This is a genomic window from Erwinia sp. L03-1 (assembly GCF_058686115.1).
Genome location: NZ_CM178762.1, coordinates 2145069 through 2161962 on the forward strand (window position 1 = coordinate 2145069; position 16894 = coordinate 2161962).

Genomic DNA, 16894 nt, shown 5'->3' on the forward strand with positions numbered 1-16894 from the left:
CACGCTAAGTAAGGGGAGTTTACGTGCAGATGGGAGCGGGCGAAACCTTTAATGTTTTTAAGTCATCGGACCTGGGTGAGGGCGATAAAGGTCTATAATGCGCCGCGTGTTTTTTTGCCGGGAGTCGAAATGAGACGGAGTAAGAATGAAGTGGCGCGCTGGCGCATGTCGCGTCAGGTTAAACGCCGCCGGGCGCGCTGGCTGGAAGGGCAGTCGAGACGCTATGGCCGTATGCATGCCATCCGCCACCAGTTGAGTCAGCAGCAGCGCCGTTCGATACTGTTTATTAACCCGCTACTCTGAACGCTCCCGGCGTAGTGAGGACTGCCTGCGCCATCGCAGGCAGTCCTCCAGGTTAAAAGACCCGCCTGAAGGGTTTTACGGCGACCTGTTTATAGACGCCCGCGGCAATGTACGGGTCATCCTGCGCCCAGGCCTGCGCCACCTCAAGCGACGGGAATTCGGCAATGATGGTTGAACCGCTAAAACCTGCCACGCCCGGTTCGTTACTGTCCACGGCTGGCATCGGCCCGGCCACAATCAACCGTCCTTCATCCTGTAAAAGCTGCAAACGTGCCAGATGGGCAGGGCGCACGGCCGAGCGCTTTTCCAGTGAATCGGCATTATCTTCTGCATAAATTACGTAGAGCACGTTACAACTCCTGTGGAATCGACAAGATTTTGGTCATCACGTTATGTCATCGTTCACTATTGTGCAAATGAAAAGCCCACTCGCGCTTGATTAAGGTCAGCCAAAAGTCAGTTTCTGACAAATCGCACACATGGCCGCCTGATGTTATTGAAACTGATTGCTATTTGCATTTACACTTAGTGCTTCACATTTACAGCAGAAAGATTATGACGACGCTGACCGAAATATCATTACCCCGCCGTTTTTCCCTGCCCATGCTGCTCTCCATTGCGCTGCATGCGGCAGCGATTGGCGGGATCCTCTATGCTTCATTTCACCGGAGTGTTGAACTACCTAAAGCGTCTCAGCCAATCAGCGTGTCACTGGTCGCACCGGTGGTACAGCCCGTGCCACAGCCGGCTTCCCAGCCTGCGCCGCCGCAGGAAACCGTACCGGAACCTGAGCCAGAACCGGTTCCCGAACCCGAACCGCCAAAACCTGTGCCCGTTGCCATTCCTAAACCGCTACCTAAGCCTAAACCTAAGCCCAAACCGGTCAGGAAAGAGGTGGTAAAGCCGAAGAAGCAGGTGAAACCGCAGGAAGAACCCCGGCACGCTTCGCCATTTAATGAACATCCGGCGCCATCGACCGCGCCATCGACGGCACCGAAGAGCTCGCCGACGCCTTCCACATCATCCGTTGCCAGCGGGCCGAAGGCACTCAGCATCGGTAAACCTGGCTATCCAACACGCGCTTTTGCACTGAGGATAGAAGGGCGGGTTCGCGTACAGTTCGACGTTGACAACTCCGGCCAGGTGGGGAATATTCGCATTCTTTCCGCCGAGCCGCGCAATATGTTCGAGCGTGATGTGAGGCAGGCAATGAAGAAGTGGCGTTATGAGCCGAATAAGCCGGGTAAGGACATCAAGATGAATGTCATGTTTCGCATCAATGGCGGCTCAAGTATTGAATAAATGTTCTGCCGGAGGGGCGCAGTGCATCAGCAAAGCGCCCATGCAGGGCAATGATGGTGGAGCCTCTGTTACGGGCTCTGCTGCTCAGTAAGGGGGGAGTCAGTCCCGATCGTTGAGGTCAAAATGACCTTTTCCCGCCGGCAGCGGTCGGGATTTCCCCTGGCCGTCCACGGCGACATAGATGAATACCGCTTCGGTAGTGCAGTATCGCTGACCGATAGGTTCAGAAGACACTTTTTTTATCCACACTTCAATGTTAATCGTGATTGAACTGGTACCGGTGCGAATGCACCGGGCATGGCAGCTCACCACGTCTCCTACTGCCACCGGCTTCAGGAAAGTCATGCCATCGGCGCGAACGGTGACGACACGCCCACCGGCAATCTCCTTTGCCAGAATTGCGCCGCCCATATCCATTTGTGACATCAGCCAGCCGCCAAAAATATCGCCGTTGGCATTCGTATCAGCAGGCATAGCCAGCGTTCGCAGAACCATTTCGCCCTGCGGAACGCGATTAGTGTCATCGCTCATTAATAGGCTTCTCAATAAAAAGTGCTGAAATGCCCGGAAGGGTTTCCGGGCGTAAAAATTATTTTTCTTCCTGGGGCATGATGCGGTAGATATAAAGCCCACTGATAACGGTGAAAACCAGGGTGAGGCCGGTCAGACCGAACACTTTAAAGTTAACCCAAAGTTCCTGCGGCAGCCAAAATGCGACATAAATATTTGCCAGACCGCAGGCAAAGAAAAAGAGCGCCCAGGCAATATTTAGTCTGCGCCAGGCCGCGGCCGGCAGCGTCAGCTCTTTGCCGAGCATGCTCTGGATCAGGGGCTGTTTCATCCAGAACTGACTGAACACCAGCGCAACGGCAAACAGGGTGTAAATCACCGTCACTTTCCATTTGATGAACTCATCATTGTGAAACACCAGCGTCAGGGTGCCGAAAACGGCGACCAGCACAAAGGTGATAATGGTCATCTTTTCCAGCTTGCGATAGAGCACCCAGCTGGCGACCAGCGCCAGCGCCGTTGCTGCAATCAGCGCACCTGAGGCGACGAAGATGTCATACAGCTTATAGAAAATGAAAAAGACAACGAGAGGGAGGAAATCAAGTAGCTGCTTCATAAGGGTTTCCGGATAACAGACTCAGGCGAACAATCATAATCTCGCGGGTGCCCTGTGGCAGAGCACCCGGTTATGACTAACGTAACAGCATATAGAGACGATAGAGATAGATAATCATTATCGCCGAAATCAGATTACTCAGGGCATTGAGCACGACCGAGGCGACGTTGGCGGGCAGGACGGTCAGCGAGGATGCCAGCAGCAGCACAACGATTTTGGCCAGCAGCCAGAGTGCCACCGCCGGTGCAACCAGCTTAAGGTGTCCCCATACCAGGCGCACGCTGAGTCGCATCGAGGCAAAAATACCCACTTTCTCCGTGCTCAGTACGATAGGAGCCAGCGCAAGAACCACGGCCAGCAATACACCCGGCACGACCAGTACCATAAAGCCGAGCTGCACCACCAGGGTCATAATAAACACCAGCAGCAGCAGGCGCGGCAGCGAGGGTGCCGAGGTACCGATAGCACGTAGCGCGCTGACGCGCTGACCGGCTGACACCATTGGGATCAGGCTGAGCATGCCGCCGAGCAGCAGGGTATTTCCCACCAGCGAAGCAAAAGTACCGGCTGCTGAAGCGCGAAGCAGAATACGCTGCTGATCGGGCGACATATTCTGAACCATTTCCAGCAGGCTCATACCCGAGCCACGGCTGCCGTCGGTCAGCATGGAGAGTTGGTCGGCCCCGGGCGTCAACGCGTGGCCGATCAGAACGGTGATAAATGAGGTTAGCAGCGACATCAGCACGATGGTAACCAGCTGATGACGTAAAAAATTCCCCGTGTCACGGTATAACGAGCCAGCCGTGATTGACATGTACTCTCCTTTCAAGCCTGCATTAACGATCCGGGGATTGTACATGGTCTGGGGCGAACCTGGCACCCTGACTTACATAACTTTCATTTAAAGAAGGTGTTATCGGATAAAACAGCGGCGGCAATCCATAGCGTGCCCTTGCCCGGTCACAGGCCTCATTCGCCACGCCATCCTCGCCGGAACGGGCAAACTCCCGGCAGGGGGTGGGTCGCTGCTGATAAATTCCGCAGGAGACACAGCCGCCAGGTTCGCCCTCCAGCGCCACGCAGCGAGGGGCCGCCGCGTTGGTGCCGCGCATATTGCGCAGGAACAGATTCAACGGCTCGGTCAGGTCAGCAGGGACGGTGCCGCCGCCGTCGTCGGCTTCTGCCCAGTAAAAAGAGACGCGAAAATGGGCGCAGCAGGCACCACAGGTCATGCAGGGGTTAATGCTATCGCTCATTCGATTACCCCGCCCTCAGGCGTCGAACCAAAATCACATGGAAGGAGATAAGCAACATAAGCCGCCGGATATGTTCCCGCAAGGGCTATTTATTGCGCCTGTGAGGTGCGTAAATTGATCTAAATCAAATCGTTGTTTTTTAAGGAGTTTAAAAGAATTGATTAGGGGTGATCTTTCCCGTTAATCAATGTAAATATGTCGCCAATAAAAATGACGGCGTGTATTGCGCGCTTTTGAAATTGCAAAGGAGTGATGATGAAACTGAAAGCACTGGCCCTGGCTCTGGTAACGCTGCTGCCCGCGGTGGCGTCTGCACATCAGGCAGGCGATTTCTTTATACGGGCAGGCTCAGCGACCGTGCGCCCTACGGGCGGTTCGGACAACGTGCTGGGGTTGGGCGAGTTTGACGTCAGCAACAACACCCAGCTTGGCCTGACGTTTACCTATATGGCCACCGACAATATCGGTATCGAGCTGCTGGGGGCCACGCCATTCCGCCACAAGGTGGGTCTGGCAGCCACCGGCACGCTGGCTACCGTACACCAGCTGCCGCCAACCCTGATGGCGCAGTGGTATTTTATGGGTAATACCAGCAAATGGCAGCCTTACGCCGGCATCGGTATTAACTACACCATGTTCTACGACACTGATTTCAACCAGACCGGCCGCGATACGGGACTGAGTAATCTGAGCGTGAAAAACACCTGGGGCATCGCCGGACAGGTGGGGCTGGATTACCAGCTGACGCCGAACTGGATGCTGAACGCCTCGCTCTGGTATATGGATATTGATACCAAAGTCCGGTTTGATGCGGGCAGCGACCGTCAGAGCATTGACACCCATATCAATCCATTCGTCTTCTTCTTCGGTGCAGGTTATCGCTTCTGATTTCAGGCGAAAAAAAGGCGCACTCAGTGCGCCTCTGTAATCTGGCAAAGCCGATTTATTTAATCTGCATATTGTTGGTTACCGCCGTTACGCCTTTCACGGTACGGGTGATTTGCACCGCACGGTTGGCCATCTGCGGGGTGGAGACAAAGCCGCTCAGCTGAACGCGACCTTTAAAGGTTTCAACGTTAATTTCCGTAGACTTCAGTGAGTCATCCTTCAGCAGTTCGGTTTTAACTTTGGTCGTTACTACCGTGTCATCAAGATAACCACCGGTGCCTTCTTTAGTCGGGGTTGGCGCGCATGCGCTGACTGTAATAGCCACTACTGCTGCAACAACCATACCCGTCAGCATTTTAAACAACTTCATTATCGATCTCCCTGTCATCTTTGATTGGCATAAGCCGTATTTACAGAAACGCTCTGTAGCCTATCTAGTGTTAGCCACGAAATGGAAATTATCAAATATGGGCGCTTAAAATAGTGTTGAAATAACGCCTTACCCGGTCAGGCAGGGCGTTAGTCGCAATATTAACGCGTCGCAGCTTTCAGGCTGCTGACAAACGACGTCAGCTCGGCCAGCATCACCGGGGGATTGGCGTGATTTTTTTCAATAATTTTTACAATAGCGGAACCTGAAATGGCACCGGCTGCGCCTGCCGCCAGCGCCTCTTTCACCTGAGAGGGCTCAGAGATGCCAAAGCCCTGTAGCGGGGGCGCGGCATGATACTCACGAAGCTTATCCACCAGGTGGCCCAGCGGCAGCGCGGCGCGCGTCTCGGCACCGGTGACGCCCGCACGCGACAGCAAATAGGTATAGCCCCGGCCCCACGAGGCGATCTCCCGCAGCAGATCGTCGCTGGCATTTGGCGGGCAGATAAATATCGGCGCTACGTTGTGCCGCATGGCGGACTGACGGAAGGGGGCCGATTCCTCAATGGGGACATCCGCCACCAGCACCGAATCCACGCCGACCTGCTGGCAGCGGGCAAAGAAATTATCAATGCCATTTGAAAACACCAGGTTTGCATACATCAGCAACCCAATGGGAAGAGTGGGGTATTTCTGACGAATGGTTGCCAGCATCTCGAAGCAGACGCCAGGCGTGACGCCGGCCGCGAACGCGCGCAGCGTGGCGTTCTGAATAGTCGGACCGTCAGCCAGCGGATCGGAGAAGGGAATACCCAGCTCCAGCGCATCAGCACCGCCTTCAACCAGCGCGTCGATTATCTTTAGCGACAGCTCGGGCGTGGGATCGCCCAGCGTCACGAAGGGGACAAAGGCACCTTCTTTCCGCGCCTTCAACTGTTTAAATAGCTCGTCGTAACGTTCCATCAGATCTCTCCCTTCGCGGTCAGAATATCGTGCACGGTAAATATATCTTTATCGCCCCGTCCCGACAGGTTAACCACCAGGAGCTGCTCTTTCTCAGGCGCATCGCGCATCATCCGCAGGGCGTGAGCCAGCGCGTGTGAGGACTCCAGCGCCGGAATGATCCCTTCGCTTCGGCAAAGCAGCTTAAACGCATCCAGCGCCTCATCGTCGGTAACAGAGACATAATCAGCACGACCTGAGCTGTTCAGGTGGGCATGCTGTGGGCCGACTGACGGGAAATCCAGACCGGCGGAAATAGAGTAGGACTCCTCTATCTGCCCGTCTTCGGTCTGCATCATGGGGGCTTTCATACCAAAATAGATCCCCACGCGTCCGTGCTTCAGCGGTGCACCGTGCTCGCCGCTTTCGATGCCGTGGCCGGCAGGCTCAACGCCAATCAGGTTGACGGAGGGCTCATCAATAAAGTCCGCAAACATGCCGATGGCGTTAGAGCCGCCGCCGACGCAGGCGATAAGCGCATCCGGCAGGCGGCCTTCTCTTTCGAGGATTTGCGCTTTCGTCTCTTCGCCAATCATGCGCTGGAACTCGCGGACAATCGTCGGGAAGGGGTGAGGGCCTGCCGCAGTGCCGAGCATATAGTGGGCTGTCTCATAGCTGCCGGACCAGTCGCGCAGCGCCTCGTTGCAGGCATCTTTCAGCGTCGCCGAGCCGCTATGTACCGGGATCACTTCTGCCCCCATCAGACGCATTCTGAATACGTTCGGTGACTGGCGCTCGATATCCTTGGCACCCATGTAAATACGGCACTTGAGGCCCAGCAGGGCACAGGCGAGGGCAGAGGCGACGCCGTGCTGACCCGCGCCGGTTTCAGCAATAATTTCAGATTTGCCCATCCGCTTAGCCAGCAGCGCCTGGCCCAGAACCTGGTTCGTCTTATGCGCGCCGCCGTGCAGCAGATCTTCGCGCTTCAGATAAAGACGGGTGCGGGTGCCTTTGGTCAGGTTTTTACACAGGGTGAGCGCGGTTGGGCGACCGGCATAGTTTTTCAGCAAATCGTTAAATTCAGCCTGGAATTCCGGATCGCGCTGCGCGCTGACAAAGGCTTCTTCCAGCTGATTCAGTGCGGGCATCAGAATCTGCGGCACGTACATACCGCCAAATTCACCAAAGTAGGGATTCAATAAAGTCATATTGCTTCTCTTTTCGTTTGTCGGGCTGGACGGGGCCAGCCCAAACGGCATCAGTAAGCCTTCAGGGTTTGAAACACCGAGGCAATTTTGGCGGCGTCTTTAACGCCGGGCTGGCTTTCAACGCCGGAGTTAAAATCTAAGCCCGCGCAGCCCAGCTGTGCAGCCTGTACGCAGTTATCTGCCCCCAGACCGCCTGCCAGCAGGACATTATCCAGCGTCTGGCCTTCCAGCAGCGACCAGTCGAAATTCTTACCGCTGCCGCCGTTACCATTATCGAAGACGTAGCGATCAACGCCCGTCCAGTCGCGAACGGGGAGGGTGTTCACAATGCTGAACGCCTTCCAAATCTGCACGCCATCCGGCAGCTGTACCCGCAGCGTATTGACGAAATCACGATCCTCATCGCCATGCAGCTGCACCGCATGCAGGCTAAGTGCTTCGGCGGTAGTGACAATGTCACTGACAGGGCTGTCGCGAAACACGCCGACGAACTTAAGTTTAGCGGCATGCGTTAAGGTACGCGCGGTGTCGATGTTCACGCAGCGCGGGGATCCCTCAACAAAAATCAGACCGCCGTAGATAGCGCCTGCATCCAGCGCGCTTCGGGCATCTTCAGGACGGGTCAATCCACAAATTTTATTATCACCCATGATAACCCGACGCACGGCGGCGGCCAGATCCTCTTCGGACATCAGCGCCGAGCCAATCAGGAAACCGTTGGCAAAATGACTGAGTGCACGCACCTGGGCGTAGCTGTTGATACCTGACTCGCTGATCACGGTCACGCCGTGGGCCACCTTTGGCGCAAGGCGACGTGTGCGATCCAGGTCAATCGACAGATCGCGCAGATCGCGGTTATTGATGCCGACCACTTTGGCGCCCAGCGCCGTGGCGCGCGCCAGTTCTTCATCACTGATGGCTTCGGTCAGCACGCCCATATTCAGGCTGTGTGCGACGGCCGCCAGCTGACGATACTGTTCATCATTCAGCACCGACAGCATCAGCAAAATGGCATCGGCCTGATAGTAACGTGCCAGATAGATCTGATAAGGGTCGATGATAAAGTCTTTGCACAACACCGGCTGGGTAATGGCCGCGCTGACAATGGATAAAAACTCGAACTGCCCCTGGAAATATTTCTCATCGGTTAGCACCGATACGGCCGAGGCGTAATCCTTGTAAACACCGGCGATAGCAGCCGGGTCAAAATCCTCGCGGATCAGCCCTTTCGACGGAGAGGCTTTCTTACACTCCAGAATAAACACCGTTCTGGCCCCTTTCAGCGCATCATAAAAGCTGCGGGTGGCTGGGACGATGTCGTTCTGGAAGGAGGCCAGCGGCTGCTGTTGCTGACGCGCGGTCAGCCACAGCGCTTTGTCCTGCACAATTTTAGCGAGTACGGTATCCTGCATGATTATCCTCTTGCTGCCAGTGCCACAACGCGCTCGTAAGCTTTGCCACTGCGAATGACGTTCAGTGCCTGCTGCGCGTTCTCACGCAGATCTTCATGTCCGAAAACTTTTAACAGAAGAGCGACGTTGATTGCCACGGCATCTTCGTGCGCGCGCTCGCCTTTACCCTGGAGCAATCGCGTTAAAATGTCACGATTTTCTTCAGGCAGGCCACCTGCCAGTGCCTCCTGCGGGTGGAAGCTCAGGCCGAAGTCCTCCGGCGTCAGCTGATAATGGGTAATTTCGCCCTCGCGCAGTTCTGCAATATGGGTCGCGCTGTGCACCGCCACTTCATCCATACCGCCGCCGTGGACCACGGCAGCACGCTGGTAGCCGAGCATTTTCAGGGTCTGCGCCACCGGCAGCACCAGCTCCGGGCTGTAGACGCCGATCACCGCCAGCGGCGGGCGAGCCGGGTTAATCAGCGGGCCGAGCACGTTAAACAGCGTGCGTGTTTTCAACTGCTGACGTACCGGCATCGCATGACGGAAACCGGTGTGATACTGAGGGGCAAATAAAAAGCAGACGTTAAGCTCATCCAGCGCTTTGCGCGCCTCATCCGCAGGCAGATCGAGGCTGATACCAAAGGCGGCGAGCAGATCGGACGATCCCGACTTACTGGAAACGCTGCGGTTGCCGTGCTTGGCGACTTTCAGTCCGCATGCCGAGGCGACGAAGGCGCTGGCGGTGGAAATATTGATGCTGTTGCTGCCGTCGCCACCGGTGCCGACAATATCTGCAAACGGGTAATCCGGGCGCGGGAAGGGCTTTGCATCTTCCAGCAGCGCGGTTGCCGCTCCGGCAATCTCTTCCGGACGCTCACCGCGTACTTTCATCGCAATCAGCGCAGCCGCCAGCTGTGTCGGTTCCAGCTGCCCGGTAATAATGGCGGTAAACAGCTGGTGGCTCTCGGCCTGCGTCAGGGAATTCGCCTGGTATAGTTTTTCCAGAATAGCGTTCATCATTCTCTCCTTATCTTACGCCAGCGCCCAGGCGAGGGTTTGTTCCAGCAGGCGCGCGCCCTGCGTGGTCAGAATGGATTCCGGATGAAACTGGAAGCCGCAAACGCGATCGTTATCGTGACGGACGGCCATCACCATGCCGTTGAAGGTGGCATTAACCGTCAGTTCATCCGGAATATTGCTCCCGACCAGCGAGTGGTAACGCGCCACCGGCAGGGGGTTGCTGAGTCCGGCAAACATTCCCTCGCCGTCATGGGCGATCCCCGAAGCCTTGCCATGCAGGATCTCACCGGCCTGGCCGACGTGGCCGCCCCAGGCTTCCACAATGGCCTGGTGGCCAAGGCAGATACCGATAATCGGCAGATGACCCCGCAGGCGTCGCAGCAGTTCAGGCATACAGCCCGCGTCTGCCGGCGCGCCGGGACCGGGGGAGAGCATCAGCACCGGTTTTTCCATCGCCTGGAGGCGCTCAATCAGCGTCTGCGCAGGGACGCTGTTGCGATAAACCACTACGTTATGTCCAAAGGCCCGCAGCTGGTCGACAAGGTTATAGGTGAAGGAGTCAAAGTTATCGAGCAGTAGAATATCGGCCATCAGAATATCTCCTTGCAGTGATGAGCGGTGGCAATGGCGCGAAGAACCGCGCGGGCTTTGTTGCGGCACTCATCCGCTTCGGCCTGCGGTATGGAATCCAGTACGACGCCCGCGCCCGCCTGTACGGTTGCGATGCCATCCTCAACGTATGCCGATCGAATCACGATACAGGTATCCAGAAAGCCGTTAGCGGTAAAATAGCCCACCGCGCCGCCGTAGCTGCCGCGCCGGGTGGCTTCGGCTTTAGCAATCAGCTGCATGGCGCGCACCTTAGGCGCGCCGCTCAGCGTACCCATATTCATGCAGGCGCTGTAGGCGTGCAGCACGTCCAGATCGCCACGCAGCTGGCCCACCACGCGGGATACCAGGTGCATGACAAAAGAGTAGCGATCGACTTTGGTCAGGTCGGCAACATAGCGGCTGCCCGGCTCGCAGATGCGGGCCAGATCGTTGCGCGCCAGATCAACCAGCATCAGGTGCTCCGCAAGCTCTTTATGGTCGGTGCGCATTTCCAGCTCAATGCGGCTGTCCAAATCCCGGTCCAGCGTGCCGTCGGCGTGTCTGCCGCGCGGGCGGGTCCCGGCGATGGGATAGATTTCAATCTGCCGGCTGGCGGCGTCATATTTCAGCGAGCTTTCCGGAGAGGCACCGAACAGGCTGAAGTCGCGATCCTGCATAAAAAACATATAGGGGCTGGGGTTGCTGTTTTTAAGCGTCTCATACGCCGCCAGCGGAGAAGGACAGGGCAGAGAGAAGCGCCGTGAAGGTACCACCTGGAAAATTTCACCCGCCCGAATTGCCTTCTGCATCTCACGCACCACGCTGCAGTACTCTTCGTCGCTCTGGTTGCCGCTCAGCACCATAGATTCGACCGGCTGCACCGGCAGCGGCGCTGCTGGCTGGAGCATCTGTGCATGCAGTTGTTCAATACGGCTTTGCAGGCGCAGGAATTCGGCGGGTGCCGGGCTAAACAGGCTGGCCTGCAGTCGGGCGGTCTGGCTCTGATGGTCGATAACCAGCAGAGTTTCTGCCAGGTAGAAGCAATAGTCAGGACAGCGCTGATCGTTGCTCAGGGGAGGCAGGTCCTCAAACCCGGCGACCAGATCATAGGCAAACAGGCCGCCAAGCAGCACGGCCTCGCGCTCCTCCTGCGGGCTGTTAACTAGCTGAGGGATCAGACGCAGCGCGTCAAAAACGGAGGTTGCCTTAAGACGGGAATCCTCGTCCTGAACGTCATTATTCTTTGAGAACCTGAGTTCACGACCGTCGGGACGCAGGCTGTTGCTTACGTCCTCGGGCAGGGCGGCATCAAGCAGCGGCAATATGGCCCGGCCATTCTCCGAAAGCGCCTGAATGCTGACCACGCCGCTTAGCGCACTGATGCGCAGCGCGCTGTCGACAATCAGCAGGCTTTTCAGGTTGCGCTTGCTGTCGATATCAGCCGACTCAAGCAGCAGCGTTGAGGGACGGGCACCGCAGAGCTGATGAAACACGGATGCCGGATCTTCGCGGTAGGGCGCATTGCCGGTTATCAACTTCACTGTAGGTCTGGCGTTTTGCATGAGGTCAGTTCTCTGAATTTTGCTAAAAAAAAAGCCCGCTCTGGGCGGGCTCGGGTATCTGCACAGCGTCTGATGACGTGTATGACTCCTCCGCCCGTTCAGGGAGAAGTACGCCACCAGCCGGTCATAACTAACGTGAATGTTTTCATTTTTCAGATACCCTTGCATGTGAACTTGTGTACTAGTTAACTGGTTCGCGGCAAAAAAGTCAATACTCTTTTTCTCTCCGCTGATAATTCTGGTTATCATGTTGCTCCATTTATTCCGCCGATGCCGGAGCCGTTTTGAGCGAACCCACCCTTCTTAGTTCTTTTCCCATATACGATCTTCACAGCCATACGCGCGCTTCCGACGGGTTTCTGACCCCGGAGGCGTTGGTGCTGAGAGCCGTGGAACATCGCGTGGGCGTGCTGGCCATCACCGACCACGACACCACTGAAGGCGTGCAGCCGGCGCGTGAGGCGATTGCTAAGCATCAGCTACCGCTAAGACTGATAGCGGGGGTGGAAGTCTCCACGCTGTGGGAGAACCATGAGATCCATATTGTTGGGCTTGGCGTCGACTGCACTCATCCGGTGCTGGTCGAGTTTCTGAACGCGCAGACCGCGCGTCGCCATGCCCGGGCTGAAATTATTGCCGAGCGACTGGAGAAAGCACGTATCCCTGGCGCGCTGGCAGGCGCAATGGCGCTGGCGGAGGGAGGCGCGATTACCCGTGGCCATTTTGCCCGCTTCCTGATTGCCCAGGGAAAGGCGGATAATATGGCGCAGGTATTTAAAAACTACCTCGCCCGGGGGAAAACCGGCTACGCGCCGCCACAGTGGTGTACAATTAAACAAGCCATTGATGCTATTCATCATTCTGGCGGTCGAACCGTACTGGCACATCCGGGCCGCTACGGGCTGTCGGCCAAGTGGCTTAAGCGCCTGATCTCACACTTCAGTGAGGAGGGCGGTGACGCGATGGAAGTGGCGCAGTGTCAGCAGGCGCCACATGAACGGACTCAGCTGGCGCGCTACGCGCAGGACTATCGGCTGGCCGCTTCGCAGGGCTCTGATTTTCATCAGCCCTGCCCGTGGATTGAGCTTGGTAAAAAATTATGGCTTCCGGGGGGCGTCGAGGCCGTGTGGCAGCGCTTCCCTGAAATAGAGTAGGTTTGTTCCGCCAGCCGTGCGGCAAACGAGAGGTTTTTTTTAATGAGTCAATTTTTCTATATTCACCCGGAAAACCCGCAGCCGCGCCTGATTAAACAGGCCGTTGAGCTACTGAATAAAGGCAGCGTGATCGTATATCCTACGGATTCGGGCTACGCGCTGGGCTGCAAGCTGGAAGATAAAACCGCCATGGAGCGTATCTGCCGCATTCGCAAGCTCGACGGTAACCATAACTTCACGCTGATGTGCCGCGATCTTTCAGAATTGTCGACCTATGCTTATGTCGACAATACGGCGTTCAGGCTGATTAAAAATAATACGCCCGGCAACTACACGTTTATCCTTAAGGCGACGAAGGAAGTACCGCGTCGATTGATGAGCGATAAACGAAAAACCATTGGCCTGCGCGTGCCGTCTAATCCGATTGCGCTGGCGCTGCTGGAAGCGCTGAACGAGCCAATGATGTCAACGTCGCTAATGCTGCCCGGCAATGATTTTACGGAGTCCGATCCGGAAGCCATTCAGGATGAAATAGGCAAGCTGGTGGATTTGATTATTCATGGCGGCTATCTGGGACAGCAACCGACTACGGTTATTGATCTTACGGAGAATACGCCGGAGGTTGTCAGGGAAGGGGTTGGAGACGTACAGCCATTCCTGTAGTCATGCTGGCTGCCCGGCGGGATATCCTATCCGCAGGGCAGCTATTGATCGTTGCGCATGTCTGTCCATTTCTGAGAGGGCAATTAACCTGGTTCAGGTTGTGGACTTCGCCAGCCACTCTTTGAAATCCTGATAAGGGATATAGAGTGAAACATTTTTCAGCGGTGTTGCCGCATTCCTGTGATTTTTGACTTCACTGGTGAAGCCCACAATCACCCCGCCGATCGTGCCATCACTGTTATAAGCCGCGCCACCTGACATGCCTTTTACCACGCCGGCATTTGACGCCATAGCTACGCATGGACGTTTATTCCATTCATTTCTTATCCCGGTTAGCGCCAGGTTCACGCCCGAAGATTCAACCGGCATGGCAGAGATAAAGCTGTAGCCATACATTTTAACGGGTGCACCAATTTCCGCGCTGCGGAATTTTGCGAGCGTAGCGGCATCATTTTTATGGTAAATGATCGCCAGGTCGCAATACGGGTGGTAAGCCTTAACGCGCTGTACGGAGAACTTAGCGACGTGTGCTGCGGTGAGGCTGTATTCAGGCGTCAGCGGGATACTGGTGCCCAGCGCACCGATACCGAGGACGGTAGGAATGCCGGTGAAATTCATATCAACACGCTTCATTGCTTCGCTGCTGTACTGATATTTCCCCACGGAGCATCCGGTCAGCGTCAGCGAGGCTAACGCCGCAATCATCATTATCTTTTTCATCGTTCACTTACCGAGTCGGACACGTCAGAATATCCCTGGTGAAGATAATTGACGTGAAAGCCGATGCTGACGTCAGGTCAGCAAGAGGTGAGAAGCCAAGGCTTCCCGTATATTTAAATAAAAAGTTTATAAAGTTTTATATATTTATGTTTACGACTTAGAACTAAATTATAATATTATTTTAACATTTTAATCCGACGGCACTTTGTCCGCCTGAATGAATTCTACACACTCTTATTCATCAGGCAAACTAATTAATGGCGGCACGAAACGAAAAAAGGTTTAAACAGGAATTAAGCTAATCTACAGCGTAGTTAAGCTGGCTGGTTTCCTTTGTGCAACAGTAAACGCTAAAGGAATGGCTATTTTGCAGATTAAAGTGTCGCCTATGATTGCTGTAGTGGTTATTACAACTGGAAACACCTTTTACATCCTCTGCGGGTATTATAAGCCAAACTGAGGGTAAATAGCCCCTTTTTGGGGACGAAATAAAGAAGGTGCTTATCACAGCAATAGGCCGCAAAGTATCATACGCAGAACTTAATTATTAATTAATCCTTAACGGGTAGGTTATTTTAAGCCAAATCAAAGGCGTGGTTAAAAAAAGCGTTCCCAAAGCTGAATTAAGCCAAATTACTCTTCGAAAGGCTAAGCCTATTACAGCATTTGGTCAAAGAGTGGTTATTTAGAAATATCTTGCTTGTGCCCGGCCTGGTAATGAAATCAACTCACGACGCCAGGGGGTATGCGGAATTGAATGGCGGCGTGACAGCAGCTACTGGGCAGGCGCTGCGCCAGATAATGGCCGAAATGCCTGTCGTCCTTTACTGCCGCGTGATTAATTAACAGAATCCTTTATCGGTAAAATCATGTAGTATGTGCGGCCACGAATCCTTGTGGGTGGCTTTGTGCGCAAGCCTTGCCATCTATAAAGTACATATAATACAACAGATTAAGTAGCTTACACCGTGCCTGTTGTTTAGCGATATATCATGACGCCTGGGAAGGCGACAAAGAGGGTGCTCCATGAGCGAAAAGTTACAAAAAGTTTTAGCGCGTGCCGGCCACGGTTCCCGCCGCGAAATCGAATCAATGATCTCAGCTGGACGCGTCAGCGTGGACGGCAAAATGGCGACGCTGGGTGATCGCGTTGAGCCGTCTCAGGCCCTTAAGGTGCGTATTGACGGGCACCTGCTGTCATTAGCCGAGTCTGCTACCGAAGTGTGCCGCGTGCTGGCTTACTACAAGCCAGAAGGCGAACTCTGTACACGTAACGATCCTGAAGGACGTCCCACCGTTTTCGACCGTTTACCAAAGCTGCGCGGCGCACGCTGGATAGCTGTAGGGCGTCTGGATGTGAATACCTGTGGCCTGCTGCTGTTCACTACAGATGGTGAGCTGGCTAACCGCCTGATGCATCCAAGTCGTGAAGTGGAAAGGGAATATGCGGTACGCGTGTTCGGTCAGATCGATGATGACAAGATCAAGCAGCTTAGTCGTGGTATTCAGCTGGAGGATGGTCCTGCCGCCTTTAAGACTCTTAAGTTTTCCGGTGGGGAAGGTATCAACCAGTGGTATAACGTGACGCTGACCGAAGGCCGTAACCGTGAGGTTCGTCGTCTGTGGGAGTCCGTCGGCGTTCAGGTGAGCCGATTAATTCGCACCCGCTACGGTGATATCAATTTACCTAAAGGGCTGCCCCGCGGTGGATGGACGGAGCTGGATTTGGCTCCCACTAACTATCTGCGTGAGCTGGTCGGTCTGCCTCCGGAAATTAACAGCAAGGTAGCGGTAGAAAAGGATCGTCGTCGCACTAAGGCTAATCAGATTCGCCGCGCGGTTAAGCGTCATACCCAGGTCAGCGGTAGCCGTCGTCCTGCTGGTAAGCCGGCGAAGAGTAGCACCAGAAATAACAGCCGCTAAGTCGATACGATATCCGCTGTGTCGGTGCGCCGCGCGCGCTCACGCGCTGCGTGCTGGCTTCGACTCTCTTTAAGAGCGGATACGCGGGTCGGTTGTGCAGACTGCGATATCCGCTGTGCCAGTCAGCAAACTCAGTATTTATCGGTCAGATGTGCAGACTGCGATATTTGCTATGCCGGTGGACAATCCCAGCGGTTGTCTGGCGGCGATATTTGCTGTTGCGGTGGGCAATCCCAGCGGGTGCCGGGCGGCGATATCTGCTGTTGCGGTGGACAATCCCTGCGGGTGCCGGGCGTCCTCACGCCAGGCTTTGCCTGGTGCCTTTGGCTCCGACTCCAGGCCGGACGGCCCGGTCGCGAGCGGGCATCCTTGCCCGCCGCTCCCTGAGTGCAGCATCCCTGCTGCCCTCGCCTGGCCCTTCGTCCTCGCCGTAGCGCTGCGGATTGCCCGTCACCCGCTGGGATT

Annotated in this window: 18 protein-coding genes, 1 pseudogene and 1 other annotated feature; of the genes and pseudogenes, 6 read left to right on the plus strand and 13 right to left on the minus strand. The window is 55.4% G+C overall.

Features of this window, described 5'->3' with window-relative positions; genetic code table 11:
- The first annotated feature begins 129 nt into the window (after positions 1–129).
- Positions 130–303 (plus strand): YciY family protein, encoded by a 174-nt coding sequence (locus AC4PCC_RS09990; protein WP_492127267.1) that lies wholly within the window; start codon positions 130–132, stop codon positions 301–303.
- 52 nt (positions 304–355) lie between these two features.
- Here AC4PCC_RS09990 and AC4PCC_RS09995 read toward each other — a convergent pair whose 3' ends face one another.
- Positions 356–652 (minus strand): YciI family protein, encoded by a 297-nt coding sequence (locus AC4PCC_RS09995; RefSeq protein ID WP_067701447.1) that lies wholly within the window; start codon positions 650–652, stop codon positions 356–358.
- 206 nt (positions 653–858) lie between these two features.
- Here AC4PCC_RS09995 and tonB point away from each other — a divergent pair, with 206 nt between their 5' ends.
- Positions 859–1605: a TonB system transport protein TonB gene (tonB, locus tag AC4PCC_RS10000; RefSeq protein ID WP_492127268.1), complete on the plus strand. Its 747-nt coding sequence runs from the start codon at positions 859–861 to the stop codon at positions 1603–1605.
- 99 nt (positions 1606–1704) lie between these two features.
- Here tonB and yciA read toward each other — a convergent pair whose 3' ends face one another.
- The 4 genes from yciA to AC4PCC_RS10020 form a co-directional block, all read right to left on the minus strand.
- A complete protein-coding gene (yciA, locus tag AC4PCC_RS10005; RefSeq protein WP_492127269.1) occupies positions 1705–2136 on the minus strand; it encodes an acyl-CoA thioester hydrolase YciA in 432 nt (143 codons plus the stop codon).
- A 58-nt stretch (positions 2137–2194) separates the two neighbouring features.
- Positions 2195–2731: a septation protein A gene (locus AC4PCC_RS10010; RefSeq protein ID WP_492127270.1), complete on the minus strand. Its 537-nt coding sequence runs from the start codon at positions 2729–2731 to the stop codon at positions 2195–2197.
- A 76-nt stretch (positions 2732–2807) separates the two neighbouring features.
- Positions 2808–3545 (minus strand): YciC family protein, encoded by a 738-nt coding sequence (locus AC4PCC_RS10015; RefSeq protein ID WP_067701456.1) that lies wholly within the window; start codon positions 3543–3545, stop codon positions 2808–2810.
- A 22-nt stretch (positions 3546–3567) separates the two neighbouring features.
- Entirely contained in the window at positions 3568–3987 is a 420-nt protein-coding gene (locus tag AC4PCC_RS10020; protein WP_492127271.1) for a YkgJ family cysteine cluster protein, read from the minus strand.
- A gap of 255 nt (positions 3988–4242) precedes the next feature.
- On the opposite strand from AC4PCC_RS10020, the gene ompW reads away from it, so the two are divergent.
- On the plus strand, positions 4243–4875 hold the full coding sequence (gene ompW, locus AC4PCC_RS10025; RefSeq protein WP_492127487.1) for an outer membrane protein OmpW: 633 nt from the start codon (positions 4243–4245) through the stop codon (positions 4873–4875).
- Between the two features lie 55 nt (positions 4876–4930).
- Here ompW and AC4PCC_RS10030 read toward each other — a convergent pair whose 3' ends face one another.
- The 6 genes and pseudogenes from AC4PCC_RS10030 to AC4PCC_RS10055 form a co-directional block, all read right to left on the minus strand.
- On the minus strand, positions 4931–5245 hold the full coding sequence (locus tag AC4PCC_RS10030) for a BON domain-containing protein (RefSeq protein ID WP_067701463.1): 315 nt from the start codon (positions 5243–5245) through the stop codon (positions 4931–4933).
- A gap of 161 nt (positions 5246–5406) precedes the next feature.
- Positions 5407–6210 carry a tryptophan synthase subunit alpha gene (gene trpA, locus AC4PCC_RS10035; RefSeq protein WP_492127272.1) on the minus strand — a complete coding sequence of 268 codons (804 nt, stop codon included), beginning with the start codon at positions 6208–6210 and terminating at the stop codon, positions 5407–5409.
- Positions 6210–7400 (minus strand): tryptophan synthase subunit beta, encoded by a 1191-nt coding sequence (gene trpB, locus AC4PCC_RS10040; RefSeq protein ID WP_067702205.1) that lies wholly within the window; start codon positions 7398–7400, stop codon positions 6210–6212. The genes trpA and trpB overlap by 1 nt, the downstream gene beginning before the upstream one ends.
- A gap of 50 nt (positions 7401–7450) precedes the next feature.
- Complete coding sequence (gene trpCF / locus AC4PCC_RS10045) at positions 7451–8812, minus strand: bifunctional indole-3-glycerol-phosphate synthase TrpC/phosphoribosylanthranilate isomerase TrpF (protein WP_492127273.1); 1362 nt, start codon at positions 8810–8812, stop codon at positions 7451–7453.
- A 2-nt stretch (positions 8813–8814) separates the two neighbouring features.
- A pseudogene (gene trpD / locus AC4PCC_RS10050) lies at positions 8815–10407 on the minus strand (bifunctional anthranilate synthase glutamate amidotransferase component TrpG/anthranilate phosphoribosyltransferase TrpD).
- Positions 10407–11969: an anthranilate synthase component 1 gene (locus AC4PCC_RS10055; protein WP_492127274.1), complete on the minus strand. Its 1563-nt coding sequence runs from the start codon at positions 11967–11969 to the stop codon at positions 10407–10409. Before AC4PCC_RS10055 ends, trpD begins: the two are co-directional and overlap by 1 nt.
- Positions 11970–11994: 25 nt before the next feature.
- Positions 11995–12094: a sequence feature (Trp leader region), on the minus strand.
- A gap of 159 nt (positions 12095–12253) precedes the next feature.
- Between AC4PCC_RS10055 and rnm the strand changes: the two genes are divergently transcribed.
- Entirely contained in the window at positions 12254–13123 is an 870-nt protein-coding gene (rnm, locus tag AC4PCC_RS10060) for an RNase RNM (protein WP_492127275.1), read from the plus strand.
- 42 nt (positions 13124–13165) lie between these two features.
- Entirely contained in the window at positions 13166–13786 is a 621-nt protein-coding gene (locus AC4PCC_RS10065) for an L-threonylcarbamoyladenylate synthase (protein WP_067701474.1), read from the plus strand.
- 93 nt (positions 13787–13879) lie between these two features.
- Here the strand turns inward: AC4PCC_RS10065 and AC4PCC_RS10070 are convergent, their stop codons facing one another.
- Positions 13880–14506 carry a S1 family serine peptidase gene (locus tag AC4PCC_RS10070; RefSeq protein ID WP_492127276.1) on the minus strand — a complete coding sequence of 209 codons (627 nt, stop codon included), beginning with the start codon at positions 14504–14506 and terminating at the stop codon, positions 13880–13882.
- Positions 14507–15532: 1026 nt separating this feature from the next.
- Here AC4PCC_RS10070 and rluB point away from each other — a divergent pair.
- Positions 15533–16429 carry a 23S rRNA pseudouridine(2605) synthase RluB gene (gene rluB, locus AC4PCC_RS10075; RefSeq protein ID WP_067701480.1) on the plus strand — a complete coding sequence of 299 codons (897 nt, stop codon included), beginning with the start codon at positions 15533–15535 and terminating at the stop codon, positions 16427–16429.
- Between the two features lie 138 nt (positions 16430–16567).
- On the opposite strand, the gene AC4PCC_RS10080 is transcribed toward rluB, so the two are convergent.
- On the minus strand, positions 16568–16825 hold the full coding sequence (locus AC4PCC_RS10080) for a hypothetical protein (protein WP_492127277.1): 258 nt from the start codon (positions 16823–16825) through the stop codon (positions 16568–16570).
- Positions 16826–16894: the final 69 nt, after the last annotated feature.